Below are 12446 nucleotides of genomic sequence, written 5' to 3'. Positions count from 1 at the left end.
GGCCCGATAGATGCGTTGCGTCGGCGGTCGGTGCATCCGATCTTGGACGCAAAAACACGGGAGGCGACGATGGACGACGTTCAGGTAAGCACCTGGAAGGCGTTGCCGGTTGCCGAGCCGGCGCCCGGCATGACGCGTCGGCTGATGAGCGGCGCGCAGGCGATGCTGGCCTGGTTCGAGTTCGAGCCGGGCGCCCGCGTGCCCTGGCACCGGCATGAGAATGAGCAGTTCACCTATGTGCTGCAGGGCCGCCTGCGGCTCCGGATCGGTGAAGCGCCTGCGCGCGAGATAGTGCTGACCGCGGGCGACGTGGTCTGCATTCCCGCCAACGTTCCGCACGAAGCCGAAGCGCTCGAAGCGACCATCTCGCTCGACGTTTTCAGTCCACCACGGCAGGACTGGTTGCCATAAAAAAGCCGGCTCATTGGAGCCGGCTTTTTTGTGAAACGGATGCGCCTGTCTCAGGCCGCTTCCGCCTGCTTGGGTTGTTCGGCATAGGTTTCGGCGATGACCCAGGCGGCGCCGCCCAGCGCCGTGTCTTTCAGGAAGTTCGTCAGCCCGGCCATGACGCCCTGGTTGATCATGGCCGGCAGGTGGATGGTCAGCGCAAAGATGAACAGCAGAATACCGAGCAGTTGGCAGGCCAGCCGCGCCTGCTTGCCCGTCAGGATGGCGATGGCCGCCGCCAGCATGGCCAGCCCCGTCAGGTACACCCAGAATACCCCGCCGGGAATCGGCACGATGCCGCTCAACATGGAGGCGTTGATAAAATGATTCAGGCCGAAAATGATGAACGTGAGCCCGTAGAGAATCCGGCCGATTTTGAGCGTCGAGAATTTCATGGCGCTTAAGGGGTTTGGTGGGGGAGGTTGCGAACTGTTTAAACATAAATTCGTTAATTTTTTAAATCAAGAGTTGGTGAAACAAAAAGCAAATTGCGCTCGCGATCCGATATGCTGAAGCGTGGACGCTGGCTGCTGATGCTCCTGGCGCTGGCCGGATGTCAGCTGGTAGGTTCGGAAAGAGGGACGGTGCTCATCGAGTCCGGACCTGCGCAGATCGTGGTGGAAAACCGGATGGGTGTGGCGCTCTGTGTGTGGATGATCGATGAGCGCACACTGGTTCTGGCCGACATTGCCCTTGAACCCTGTCTGGAGCCCAATCTGGAGGCCGGTCAGACGAAGATCTTCCCGGTGCAGGTACCTCAAGGCGAAGTGGGTATCACCATGGTGGTTTTCTGGGCCACATTTCTGCAGAACGACTGGCGCTGGCAGCGCGTCTGGGTGCCGGCGAGCACGACCGCGTCAGTGCGACGTTTCGGAAAGTAGCACGTCGGCCAGGACGGGCAGGTGGTCCGAGGCGAAGCGGCCCTGTTCGTCGAGGTCCACCAGGATGGCATGTCGCAGCACGCGCACGTCGGGTGTGACGAAGATGAAGTCGATGCGGCGGCCGGGTACGAGGCGCTCGAAGCCGTTCCAGGTGGTGCGGGGCCCGTAGTGTCCGTTTTCGGCCTGACAGAGCGCATCGCGTAGCAGGCCGTCGGCGGTTAGGGCCCGGTAGGGGGGCGTGTCTTCGGTCGTGTTGAAGTCCCCGGTGAGGAGGACCGGCGCTGTGCGGGCGCGTTCGGCGATCACGCGATGCAGGAGTCGGGCGCTTTCGAGGCGGGCCTGTGCGCCTTCGTGGTCGAAGTGCGTGTTGAAGACGAAGAATGTTCGGCCGGTGCGGCGGTCGCGGAAGCGGGCCCAGGTGCAGATGCGTTCATGGGCGGCGTCCCAGCCGCGGCTGCCGGGCACCTCCGGCGTGGGCGAAAGCCAGAACGTGTGGCTTTCCAGCAGAACCGATCCGTGCGGTAAAAGATGGCACTGAACTCGCCGCCGTCGCGGCCGTCGGTGCGTCCGACACCCACCCAGCGGTAGTCCGGCAGGCGGGCCTGCAGGCTGTCGAGCATGGCGCGGAGGGCTTCCTGCACGCCGAGCACGTCGGGCTCGAAGAAGCGCACGAAGGCCGCGATGCGGTCGATGCGGTGTGGCCAGGCGTTGGGTCCGTCGGCCGGATTGTCGAAGCGCAGGTTGTAGCTGACCACGCGCAGCGCGGCGGTGTCGGGCGCTTCCGGTCGGGCATCGGTCGGCTCGGCCGCCGTCGTCTGCCAGGTGTCGAGCAGAAAGGCTTCGAGCCGGTTGGTCGCCGCGTTGAACCCCTGGCCTACGATGTAGCGGCCGTTTGGCGAGATGGCCTGCGCCGTGCGCAGGTAAGATCCGACCGGCGTGAGCAGATCGGCATAGACCGCGCTCAGATCTTCCAGGCCGACTCCGTCGGTCCAGCGAAAAGCCCGACGCTCACCGTTTTCGTTGAACATCACGCCGACCACCATCGAGCCGTCGGCCGTCACGTCGTAGGCCTGCGTCTGCGGGTATGCGGTCGGCCCGGCCAGCTCGCTGAGCACCCCGTTGTCCACGCGAAAGGCAACCAGCACGTCGTTGCCGGGCACGTGGGCCCAGCCAACGACCACGCTACCATCGTCCGAGACGGCTGTGGCGGTGCTGGAGTCATAGAGCACGTACATCAGCGTTCCGAGCGGCTGCATGCCATCGGCCGCCGTCCAGCGAAACGCGTGGTATTTCCCGAACTGGTTCTGCGCGCTGCCCACGACGATCGCTCCGTCGGCCGAGACGTTTTCGGCCAGACTTGCCTCGCCGCCCAGCGTGCCGAGCAGTTGCAGGCCGTCGGTCTCCGTCCAGCGAAAGGCTTCGCGGGGAGAAGGGCCTTCCAGGAGCGACCAGTTGTAAACGACGCCCACGATAACGCCACCGTCGGCCGAGACGGCCCAGGCCTCGCCGGAATTGTAGCCGGGCGTCTCCAGCGGAAGCACGTCCGGCTGGCCGTTCTGATCCTGGTCCGGATTGTCCGGGTGCCACCGGAACGCCTGCGTGAGCGTCAGGAAGGCCGATCCCACGAACGTAGCGCCGTCGTGCGAGAGTCCCCGGCACGACCGGTGCGATCGGGCAGGATGGCGGTCTCCATGCCGTCGCTTTTCGTCCACCGGAACAGCCGGGTGTTTTGCACCGTGAGCCCTTCGACCTGCTGATAGTAGCCGACCACGATGTGGCCGAAGGCCGAGACGTCGTAGGCAATGCTCCAGTTGCCGTCGGCCGTGCCGAGCCAGGTCAGGCGCGGACCGGGCGTGCCGATCTGTGCCCGTGCATCGGGCATGCCACTGATCAGCAGGAGGCTCAGCAGGATGGACCAGAAGGCGGGGCGGCCATGCATGCTCATGACAGGTCGTTTTGGTGAAAGAAAACCCGGCGCGGAGGGGCGCAAAAGGAAAAAGGTTCCGTTTCGAAAACGTTATCCGGCTATGGACGACTTATATCGGGAGGGTAGGTTTTTCCGCACAGAAAAGCAAGGCCGCATCATCAGTGGGGTGTTGGTCGTGGGGTGGCATGGAATTAGAAAGCAAGAAAACCTGCATGCAGGGAGGTTGTGTGACAGGGAGTTTTTAAGTTTCACCGGGATTAAGCGATACTTTCTGGCGCGAAACCGTTTACAGTCTGGCACCCCGATGACTCCGACCGCACTCACTCCTTCAGAGCATATCCCGACGCTGACCGACCTGGAGCTGGAGTGTCCCCCGCTTCCGCAGACGCTGCTGGAAGCCATTCTGCTCATGGAACGACCGGAGCCGCCCGAGCCTGAGGAGGTCGAAGCCATGCTGCAGCACGATCCGGCAGCGGTAGCCCGCCTGCTGCGCGTGGCCAACTCGGCCTATTACGGACTCCGGGGACGCATCGGCGACGTGCGCCATGCGATCGTCGTGCTGGGGCCGCCCGCCGTAGTCGGGATGGTCATGAGCATGGGCATGCTCTCGATGAAGAGCGCCTTCGATGCCCGGACGGCCGCGCCGTTTCTGAATCTGGTGCGCCATTGCGCGGCCACCGCCTACCTGGCCCGTTTGCTCATTCAGCGCGCACCCCGGCCGGGCGACTGGCGGCCGGAGTCGGCCTACACGGCCGGACTGCTGCACGACTTTGCCAAACTTCTGCTGCTTTACAACAAGCCCGACGCGGCACTGGCCGCCTTCCAGCCGGGCGCCGGTCCACGTACGCCCGAAGAACAGGAGGCCGTCTTTGGCTACAGCCTGGAGGTGATCACCCAGGCGCTGGCACTGCACATGAAACTACCCGAGCCGCTCTTCCGGGCGCTGATGGACCTGTACGGCGAAGGACGCGGCGACGGCGTGGCCGCCACCCCGGGCGCACTGCTGCGGGTGGCCAGCCTGGGCGCTACCTGGCTGGACTATGGCTTCGACGAACCGCTCCGCAGGGAAGAAGAACCGCTGGACGCCGACTGAGAACTGACCGCACAGCTCTTCGGCTATCCGGATGCCGATTCCGTCTGGCAGACCGTAGAAGCGGCCCGCGAAATCCTGCAGAACTACGTCGACGCGCACTTCTGAGCGATAACCGGCACGTCCTATCTTTCGACTCCGGACGGAAAGGCCTGGCGTCGAAACGATGGATATTCTCAACGTCCTGCCCGAAGCGACGTTTGCCGCGCTGGACGATCTGCTGACGTTCATCAGCATCTACGACGATCGAGCGCGCACGCGCGCCTACCTGCGACTGCTGCGGGCGCACCGCCGCGCCATCGCCGGGGCCGTATGCGTCGATGCGGGCTGTGGAATGGGATACTTTAGCGAGGAACTGGTGCGCCTGGGCGCCCGACGAGTCTATGCGGTCGAGGCCAACCCCCACCTGTACGCGCTGGCTTCGGAACGACTGGCCGCCTACTCGGAGGTGGTCTGCGTTCATCAGGAAATCCAGCAGTTCGAGCCGGACGAGCCCGTCGATGTGCTCGTCCACGAATTCTTCGGGCCGCTGCTCTACGACGAAGACCTGCACGTGCTCGAAGCGCTCCGTTTTCGTCCCCGCCTCGTGTTGCCGGATCGAGCCGTGCTGATGGGCGGGTTGACCTGGATCGAGCAGGTGGCCGACGAAACCGTTACGCCGGCTGTCGTGCGCCGCCTCGAAGGAGCGCTGGTGTCGGGGCTTTTCGACGAAGGGGATCTGCCGCTGCAGTTTCCGGTCGCCCGCTGGGCGTTCGGACAGGCCGAGCGCGAGGTCGTGTGTGATCTGAGCGGCCGAGAGGGCGACCTGCTGTACCTGGGGCTTCAGATCTACCACGGCGACCGGCTGATCTGCCAGGCCGGGCGTTGTCCGAACTGGCCCTATGTGTGGACGCCGCGCATGGGCAATCGCTTCCGGCTGCGCTTCGTGCCTGCCGAGCGCGGCGCCGAGGTGCATTTCGCCTGGCTGTAAGCGGAACGTAAGCCGCAGGCTGCGGTTCGGTGCCTCGAGGTACGACGTGGCAGGGTAGCCCATGACGTTTTTGAACCCGCTGGCGCTGCTGGCCCTGGCGGCGGCCGCCATTCCGATTCTGGTGCATCTGTTTCACTTTCGGCGGCCGCAGCGTGTGGCCTTCAGTTCGCTGGCTTTTCTGAAGGAACTGCAGCAGACGGCCCTGCAGCGGCTGCGCATTCGCCAGTGGCTCCTGTTGCTGCTGCGCACGCTGGCGCTGGTGTGCCTGGTGCTGGCGTTTGCCCGACCGGTCGTTCGTGGACCGCTGGCGTCCTGGGCCGGAGGCGGAACGCCCCCGGTCGTGGGACTGGTGGTGGACAATTCGCCCTCGATGGCCGTGCGGGATGCCGGCGGCGCCTATTTTGCGCAGGCCCGGACCATTGCCGCCGGCATTCTGGCGCAGCTCGATCCCGACGCCCGCGTCTGTCTGGTGCCGGTGGCCGGTGCGGCGATGACGCCGGAGCCGGTGCCGCGCGACGTGGCCGAAGAACAGCTGCGTCTGCTGACGGTTCAGCACGGTGCCCGGACGTTTGCGGCCGCGTTGCGCGAGGCCTACGCTTGCGTGCAACAGGTGCAGGCGCCGGCCGTGTTGTATGCGATCGGCGACCTGCAGGCTTCAACGCTGGTCGATTCGCTGGCCCAACCCGTTGCGGAGCCGCTGCCCGCGCTGCTGATTCCCGTCGGTGGCCAGACGCCCGCCAACCTGGCCATCACGGCCGTTCGAATCGTCAGCCGCATCATCGAACAGGGGCAGCCTGTCCGAATTGAAGTCACACTGGCGAATTTCGGAACGGCCGCCGCCGAGGGCGTAGTGGCGACGCTTTCGCTGGAGGAGCAGCGGGTGGCGCAGGCTTCGGTCGATCTACCGCCCGGCGGCACTGCCCGCGTCACGTTGACCACCACGCCGGCCCGTCGGGGCTGGCTGCCCGGCGTGGTGGAACTGCTCCAGCCCGATGCCCTGCTCGAAGACAACACGCGTTACCTGGTGCTGCACGTACCGGAAGTGCGGCGGCTGTTGCTGGTGGCCGGTGCGCAGGCCCGCACCGACTATCTGGAGCTGGCGCTTTCGCCGGAGATTCGTCAGGAGCGCGTGCGCTTCGAGATCACCCGGATCCCGGAGGAGGCGCTGCCGGCCACCGCGCTCGATGGCTACGATGTGGTGGGGCTGGTCGGCCTGCACGACCTTTCGAGTGGCGAGGTGGCGACGCTGGCCCGCTATGTGGCCGAGGGCGGCGGGCTGCTGTTTTTCCCGGGCGCCGACGGGCGACTGGAAGACTACCGGCGGCTGTTGGAGGCGCTGGAGGCCGGACAGGTGCGCGGGTTTGTTGGCAACTGGAACGGCACGATGCCGATCGCGACGTTCGATCGCATGGACCTGGCCCATCCGCTTTTTGAAGGGCTGTTCGTGCGACTGCCCGGCCAGCGCGCGATCCGGACCGAGCGCCCGGCCGTGTACTTCGCGTTGAACTATGCGCCCGGTAGCGGCCTGGAGCAGACGCTGATCCGGCTCAGCAACGGACTCCCTCTGCTGCAGGAGGTGCGGCACGTCGCAGGACGCGTGCTGCTCTGGACGACGGCCCCCGATCCGGCCTGGAGCGAGCTTCCGCTGCGCGGGCTGTTCGTGCCGTTGCTTTACCGATCGGTGTTCTACCTGGCGGGGAGCGAAGAAGAGGCGCAGGACGCGCTGACGGCCGGCATGCCCGCCCGCATCCGGCTCCAGACGTTTCCGACCGACGCCGTCCCGGAGCTGGTCGGGCCGGACGGACAGGTGTATCGGGCCGAGCCGGAGCGGCAGGGTGGGGCACGCTGGGCGCGCTTCGAGCCGGGTCCGGCGCAGCCGGGTATCTACGAGCTGCGGGCGGGCAACCAGGTGGTGCGACGTGTGGCGGTCAACCCGGCGGTGGCCGAATCGGACCTGCGGCCGGAAGCGCCCGAGGCGGCCGTGCGTCGCCTGCAGGAGCAGACTGGCCTGTCGGTGACGCTGCTGGAGGTGCCGGAGGCTTCGCCGCAGGCCGTCGCGGCGGCGCTTCGCCAGGCGCAGGTCGGCGTGGAACTCTGGAACGTCTTGCTGGGGCTGGCGTTGGGCCTTCTGGTACTGGAAATGCTGGTGGCACTCCGCACGCGAATCGAAACCGTAACTGCCGGCAACGCGTAGTTTTCCCTACCTGCGCGTGCCCCGATTGCAGGCAGCACCATGAATGCGATGGCCGAATTTCTTCGCACGCTGCACGGCGTCCTGCCGGTCTGCTTTTTCGGGGTCACGCTGCTTTTTTTCGTCGTTACGCTCTTTCATTACTGGCAGATACGGGAGGTGCACCTGCGCTGGCTTCGCCGGTGGCCGCTGTTGCCTACCGGCTTTCTGCTGCTCGTCGTTGCGCTGGGTGCCTATGCCGCGCTGAGCGAGCAGCCTGTTCCGATTTTGCGCCTGAGCCTCTACTTTGCCGGCGGACTTTTCTGGCTGGGTGCAGCGCTGGTGTCGGAGCAGGTGTTGATCACGAATTGCGGCATCATCGACGGGCTGAGCCGGCACGATCGCTACGTGGGCTGGGGGCAGATCCTGGACTATTTTCCCTGGCAGGATCCAAACGGCCGCGTGCGCGGCTTTGCGTTTCTGTTTGTCGATGCGCGAAACAGACGGCGGCGGCTCAACCTGGCCGTTCCGCCCGCACGGCAACCGGCCTTCCGGCGCGTATTGGCTCGTTATCTGGATACCCGCTTCGAAATGACCGTGCAGCAGTGCTACGGGAAAACGCTCGAAGGATAGGCCGGCACTTTGCCGTCCGGGCAACGTTGAACTTTCCGGAAGTGAAAAGAAAACAGTAACCAGACCGATTCTGCATACGGCGTTGTACACGGCCACAGCACCTCGTCCGGAAACCGCGATTCTGGTGGGCGTCGTAACGCCCGAGACGACGCGCTGGGATGTCGAGGATTCGCTGGAAGAACTGGCGCAGCTGGCCCGCACGGCGGGCGCCGAAGTGACCGATCGCGTGCTGCAGGTGCTCCGGCGCGTCCATGCCGCCACCTACGTCGGCCGCGGGAAGGTCGAAGAACTCAAACGCCTGGTGGCCGCGCGCAAGAGCGATCTGGTCATCTTCGACGACGACCTCTCGCCCGCGCAGATGCGCAACCTGGAACGGGCGCTGGGCTGTAAGCTGCTCGACCGCACCGGTCTGATCCTGGACATTTTCGCCCGGCGGGCCCGTACGGCCGTGGCCAAAACGCAGGTCGAGCTGGCCCAGCTCGAGTACATGCGCACGCGCCTGACGCGCCAGTGGACGCACCTGTCGCGCCAGAAAGGCGGGATCGGCACGAAAGGGCCGGGCGAAACCCAGATCGAAACGGACCGGCGGCTGATCGCCCGGCGTATCGCCGTGCTCCGGGAGCGTCTGGAACGGATCGACCGGCAGCGGACCACCCAGCGCAAAAAGCGCCAGCGCTATACCCGCGTGTCGCTGGTCGGCTACACAAACGCCGGAAAATCGACGCTGATGAACGTGCTGGCCGGCACCAATGTGCTGGCTGAGGACCGGCTCTTTGCCACGCTGGATGCCACTACCCGGCTGGTTCATCTGGAGCCGGGCAAGCCGGTGCTTCTGTCCGACACGGTCGGGTTCATTCGCAAGTTGCCGCACCGGCTCATCGAAAGCTTCAAGAGCACGCTCGACGAGGTGCGCGAAAGCGATGTGCTGCTCCACCTGGTGGATGCCACCCATCCGCGCTTCGAGGATCACATCCAGGTGGTGCACGAGACGCTGGCCGAGCTGGGCGCTGCCGACAAACCGATGCTTCTTGTGTTCAACAAAATAGACAGACTGGCCGATCTGGGGTTGCTGCAGGCGTTGCGGGCAGAATATCCCGAGGCCGTCTTCATCTCGGCGCTGCGCGGGATCGGCCTCGAAGAACTCAAGCGGCGGCTGCAGGAGCGCATCGAAGCCGAAGCGCTGGAGCTGGACGTCTGCGTGCCGCTGACCGAGGGGCGCACGCTTTCCTATCTCTACCAGGTGGCCGATGTGCTGGAAGAAACCTATCTCTACGCCCGCAACGGCCACGATGAGACGCCGCTACCGGCCGCACGGCTCCGGTTGCGCGTGCCGGTGCACCGACAGGCGGCCGTCGAACGCCTGCTGATGCGCTTCCGTTCGTTGCAACCGCTGCCGGATATGGCGTCGTAGGCGTCGAAGGCATGCGCCAGAAGTGGCTGCTATGGGGACTAAAAAATCCCTTGCATTCAACCGATGCTTACTGTAAATCTTGGGTGAAGCGCCGGCCTGCAACGAAGCGGTAAGTTGTGGCTCGGGGCGGCCAGCGCGGGGAAACGGTACAGGGGTTGCCCGGTATTCCGGAAGAGGAGCCGGGCCCTACGAAGTGGGAGGTACTGCCATGCGGATTGCGCAACTGATTCAAGAAGGGTTGCAGCCCCTGAGCCCCGGTGACACCGTGCATCGGGCCCGGGAGCAGATGGCCGCGCAGCGGATACGGCACCTGCCGGTGGTCGACGAGGCGGGCGAACTGCTGGGCGTGGTCTCGGACGAACAGCTGCGTCTGGTGGACGACCCGAACCTGCCGGTGGCGATGCTGGTACGTGGTACGCCCGTTAGCGTTACGCCCGACCTGCACGTGTTCGACGCCGCCCGGGTGGTGCTGCAGCACGGGCTGACCGTACTCCCGGTCGCGGAGTCGAATCACCACTACCGGGGCGCCGTGCCGGCTCAGCATCTGCTGGAGCAGCTCATCCGGATGCTCTCGCTGCACGAGCCCGGGGCCATCCTGGAGCTGGAGATCGACGCCCGCGACTATGCACTCTCCAACCTGCTCTACTGCGTGGAGCAGTGCGATGCGCGCGTGCGGGCGCTGGTCGTCGAGCCGCTCGACGCTTCCGAGAGCCGCTTCCGCGTCACGCTCAAACTGAACGTGCAGGACACGGCCCGCATCCGCCATGTGCTGGAGCACCGCGGCTTCCACGTGGCGGCCGCCTACAACGAAGAGGACGACGAAGAACTCCGCCAGCGCATCGAAGCCTTCATGCGCTACCTGGAGGTCTGAACGATCCCGGGCTGTGAATAAGAAAAGGAAGGGGCCGAAAGGCCCCTTTTTGCGTTGAAAACGGGCGATGCCGTTATCGTACGGGCTGTGGGACGGGCTGGCCGTTCTGCTTGTAGATGACGCCCGCCTTCATCACGAACGACACGTTCTGCAACGCCGCAATGTCTTCCAGCGGATTGCGCGTGACAGCGATCACGTCGGCCCATTTGCCGGGCTCGAGCGTGCCGAGGTTGTCGAGCTGGCCCAGCAGGTCGGCGGCATTGTAGGTGGCCGCCTTGATGGCCTCGATGGGCGGCATCCCGGCCTCGACCATGTAGACGAACTCCAGCGCGTTGCGGCCGTGGCGGAAGACGCCCGCGTCGGTCCCGAACGCGATGGGCACGCCGGCCCGATAGGCTCGGGCGAACGTCTCCTGAATGACCGGTCCGATCCGCTGCGCCTTTTCGGCCACCACCGGCACGTAGTAACCGGGGATTTTGGCGGAGTCGGCCACGCTACGGCCCGCCGTGATCGTCGGCACCAGGTAGACGCCGTACTCCTTCATCATCTGCATGGTCTGGTCGCTCATGAACGTGCCGTGTTCAATGGAGGCCACGCCGGCCCGGATGGCGCGCTGCATGCCTTCGTCGCCGTGCGCGTGGGCGGCCACTTTCAGCCCGAAGTCGCGGGCCACTTCGACGATCGCCCGGATCTCGTCTTCAAAGAACTGCGGCGAGGAGCCGTCCCGGGCGATCGAGAGCACGCCCCCGGTGGCCGTGATCTTGATCACGTCGGCGCCGCGCTTGATGGCCAGCCGGGCACCCCGGCGGGCGCTGGCCACGCCATTGACCACCCCTTCGGCTTCGGTCGGAATGCCCAGAATGTCCTCGCGGAAGCCGTTCGTGGGATCGGCGTGCCCGCCCATGATGGCCAGGCTTTTGCCCGCTACGAACATACGGGGACCGACGATCCAGCCCTGGCTGATCGCATCCCGGAGCGCCAGATCGATCCCTTCGTTACCGCCCACGTCGCGTACCGTGGTGAAGCCCGCCATCAGCGTACGCCGGGCATAGACCGAAGCCCGGAGCGCCTGCAGCGCGGGCGACATCTGAAACCGATCCAGGTAGCCCCCTTTCCGGCTTTCCATCGACAGGTGCGTGTGCATGTCGATCAGGCCGGGCAGGCAGTAAGCCCGGCGTAGATCGACCACCTGATCGCCTTCCTGCGGCGTGACAAAGCCGGACTGCACCGCTTCGATACGTTCACCACGCACGATGATGGTGCGCTCGGATATGGGTTCCGGGGAGACGCCGGGGTCGATGACCGTGCCGCAATGCACGAGCAGACGGCCGGAAGCGGGCTGCGCCTGCACGCCGGCGGCCAGTCCGAGTAGCAGCAGGAAAATGCACCAGCGCATGGCTGCAACGGGTTGGTGGTTCGCGGATGCCTTCAGCATACGACATTTCGCACACAGAAGGAACACCCTCCGGCGGCGCGCATAGGCTTGCGCTGCCATGCACGAGGAACCCATGGAAAAAGCGCCGACAGGGCGTCCCGGCCTGCTCGAAGCGTTCTGGCTGCTGAGCGCACTGCGCGTGGCGGTCCGGACGGCCGTCGCCGTACGCGCCCGACGCGAAGCACTACCGCTTCGGGTACGGCTGCGTCGGGAAGTGCGCCGACTGCGGCGGTTGCTCGACCGCCTGCAACTGGCGCTGCTCTACGCGGACGTCGTCGGAGACCAGACGCTCGATGCCGCGCTGCTGCGGCGCTTCGATCTGCTACTCACCGCCCGGGAGGTGGCCGACGCCTGGCGCACGCTCCATCAGGATCTGCTGCAATGGTACCCCGAGGTCCCGGCCTCGCTCGTGGAGGCGGTGCGGCGGGCGGCGCGCCGATTCGACCGCCTGGACGCCGAGTCGCCCGCCATCCGGTGGCAGGCGGCCCTGCACTTCGGAAACCGCGTGTTACGGGCCGTTCGGCACATGCTGCGCCGGAAGCGCTGAGAACTTCGACAGGGGCCGGGCGTACCACATCTGCTTGGTATTTGTCGAAAAAATCCGGTTTTTG

Annotated in this window: 13 protein-coding genes and 1 pseudogene; 9 read left to right on the top strand and 5 right to left on the bottom strand. The window is 65.6% G+C overall.

The window, feature by feature from the left end:
• Window positions 1–69: 69 nt before the first annotated feature.
• The gene (locus tag GYH26_RS14635; protein WP_161542279.1) at window positions 70–411 is read left to right on the top strand and encodes a cupin domain-containing protein; all 342 of its coding nucleotides are present in this window, start codon (window positions 70–72) and stop codon (window positions 409–411) included.
• Between the two features lie 50 nt (window positions 412–461).
• Here GYH26_RS14635 and GYH26_RS14630 read toward each other — a convergent pair whose 3' ends face one another.
• Window positions 462–842 carry a DoxX family membrane protein gene (locus tag GYH26_RS14630; RefSeq protein WP_161542278.1) on the bottom strand — a complete coding sequence of 127 codons (381 nt, stop codon included), beginning with the start codon at window positions 840–842 and terminating at the stop codon, window positions 462–464.
• A 111-nt stretch (window positions 843–953) separates the two neighbouring features.
• Between GYH26_RS14630 and GYH26_RS14625 the strand changes: the two genes are divergently transcribed.
• On the top strand, window positions 954–1328 hold the full coding sequence (locus GYH26_RS14625; RefSeq protein ID WP_161542277.1) for a hypothetical protein: 375 nt from the start codon (window positions 954–956) through the stop codon (window positions 1326–1328).
• Here GYH26_RS14625 and GYH26_RS15400 read toward each other — a convergent pair.
• The 3 genes and pseudogenes from GYH26_RS15400 to GYH26_RS14610 form a co-directional block, all read right to left on the bottom strand.
• A complete protein-coding gene (locus GYH26_RS15400) occupies window positions 1305–1793 on the bottom strand; it encodes an endonuclease/exonuclease/phosphatase family protein (RefSeq protein WP_161542276.1) in 489 nt (162 codons plus the stop codon). The genes GYH26_RS14625 and GYH26_RS15400 overlap by 24 nt on opposite strands.
• A 2-nt stretch (window positions 1794–1795) precedes the next feature.
• Window positions 1796–2797 (bottom strand): annotated as a pseudogene (locus GYH26_RS15395) (endonuclease/exonuclease/phosphatase family protein); the annotation flags it as partial.
• Between the two features lie 137 nt (window positions 2798–2934).
• Window positions 2935–3273: a hypothetical protein gene (locus tag GYH26_RS14610; RefSeq protein ID WP_161542274.1), complete on the bottom strand. Its 339-nt coding sequence runs from the start codon at window positions 3271–3273 to the stop codon at window positions 2935–2937.
• A 286-nt stretch (window positions 3274–3559) separates the two neighbouring features.
• On the opposite strand from GYH26_RS14610, the gene GYH26_RS14605 reads away from it, so the two are divergent.
• From GYH26_RS14605 to GYH26_RS14580, 6 genes are all read left to right on the top strand, one after another.
• Window positions 3560–4348, top strand: a complete 789-nt coding sequence (locus GYH26_RS14605; RefSeq protein WP_242006480.1) for an HDOD domain-containing protein — start codon at window positions 3560–3562, stop codon at window positions 4346–4348.
• Window positions 4349–4511: 163 nt separating this feature from the next.
• Window positions 4512–5315 carry a methyltransferase domain-containing protein gene (locus tag GYH26_RS14600; protein WP_161542273.1) on the top strand — a complete coding sequence of 268 codons (804 nt, stop codon included), beginning with the start codon at window positions 4512–4514 and terminating at the stop codon, window positions 5313–5315.
• A 61-nt stretch (window positions 5316–5376) separates the two neighbouring features.
• Window positions 5377–7509 carry a BatA domain-containing protein gene (locus GYH26_RS14595; RefSeq protein WP_161542272.1) on the top strand — a complete coding sequence of 711 codons (2133 nt, stop codon included), beginning with the start codon at window positions 5377–5379 and terminating at the stop codon, window positions 7507–7509.
• A 48-nt stretch (window positions 7510–7557) separates the two neighbouring features.
• The gene (locus tag GYH26_RS14590; RefSeq protein WP_242006477.1) at window positions 7558–8118 is read left to right on the top strand and encodes a hypothetical protein; all 561 of its coding nucleotides are present in this window, start codon (window positions 7558–7560) and stop codon (window positions 8116–8118) included.
• An 82-nt stretch (window positions 8119–8200) separates the two neighbouring features.
• Window positions 8201–9529 (top strand): GTPase HflX, encoded by a 1329-nt coding sequence (hflX, locus tag GYH26_RS14585; RefSeq protein ID WP_161542270.1) that lies wholly within the window; start codon window positions 8201–8203, stop codon window positions 9527–9529.
• A 208-nt stretch (window positions 9530–9737) separates the two neighbouring features.
• A complete protein-coding gene (locus GYH26_RS14580) occupies window positions 9738–10400 on the top strand; it encodes a CBS domain-containing protein (protein WP_161542269.1) in 663 nt (220 codons plus the stop codon).
• A gap of 73 nt (window positions 10401–10473) precedes the next feature.
• Here the strand turns inward: GYH26_RS14580 and GYH26_RS14575 are convergent, their stop codons facing one another.
• Entirely contained in the window at window positions 10474–11796 is a 1323-nt protein-coding gene (locus GYH26_RS14575; protein WP_161542268.1) for a metal-dependent hydrolase family protein, read from the bottom strand.
• Window positions 11797–11893: 97 nt separating this feature from the next.
• Here GYH26_RS14575 and GYH26_RS14570 point away from each other — a divergent pair, with 97 nt between their 5' ends.
• Window positions 11894–12382, top strand: a complete 489-nt coding sequence (locus GYH26_RS14570) for a hypothetical protein (RefSeq protein ID WP_161542267.1) — start codon at window positions 11894–11896, stop codon at window positions 12380–12382.
• Window positions 12383–12446: the final 64 nt, after the last annotated feature.

The sequence above is a fragment of the Rhodothermus marinus genome (assembly GCF_009936275.1).
Classification (GTDB): Bacteria; Bacteroidota; Rhodothermia; order Rhodothermales; family Rhodothermaceae; genus Rhodothermus; species Rhodothermus marinus_A.
This window is presented reverse-complemented; position numbering and strand designations above follow the sequence as displayed.

Bases quoted from the DNA above. Each gene is read 5' to 3' on its own strand.
- GYH26_RS14630 (WP_161542278.1), bottom strand. From the start codon at position 842: ATGAAATTCTCGACGCTCAAAATCGGCCGGATTCTCTACGGGCTCACG.
- GYH26_RS14590 (WP_242006477.1), top strand. From the start codon at position 7,558: ATGGCCGAATTTCTTCGCACGCTGCACGGCGTCCTGCCGGTCTGCTTT.
- GYH26_RS14625 (WP_161542277.1), top strand. From the start codon at position 954: ATGCTGAAGCGTGGACGCTGGCTGCTGATGCTCCTGGCGCTGGCCGGA.
- GYH26_RS14610 (WP_161542274.1), bottom strand. From the start codon at position 3,273: ATGAGCATGCATGGCCGCCCCGCCTTCTGGTCCATCCTGCTGAGCCTC.
- GYH26_RS14595 (WP_161542272.1), top strand. From the start codon at position 5,377: ATGACGTTTTTGAACCCGCTGGCGCTGCTGGCCCTGGCGGCGGCCGCC.
- GYH26_RS14600 (WP_161542273.1), top strand. From the start codon at position 4,512: ATGGATATTCTCAACGTCCTGCCCGAAGCGACGTTTGCCGCGCTGGAC.
- GYH26_RS14570 (WP_161542267.1), top strand. From the start codon at position 11,894: ATGCACGAGGAACCCATGGAAAAAGCGCCGACAGGGCGTCCCGGCCTG.
- GYH26_RS14580 (WP_161542269.1), top strand. From the start codon at position 9,738: ATGCGGATTGCGCAACTGATTCAAGAAGGGTTGCAGCCCCTGAGCCCC.
- GYH26_RS14635 (WP_161542279.1), top strand. From the start codon at position 70: ATGGACGACGTTCAGGTAAGCACCTGGAAGGCGTTGCCGGTTGCCGAG.
- GYH26_RS14575 (WP_161542268.1), bottom strand. From the start codon at position 11,796: ATGCGCTGGTGCATTTTCCTGCTGCTACTCGGACTGGCCGCCGGCGTG.
- GYH26_RS14605 (WP_242006480.1), top strand. From the start codon at position 3,560: ATGACTCCGACCGCACTCACTCCTTCAGAGCATATCCCGACGCTGACC.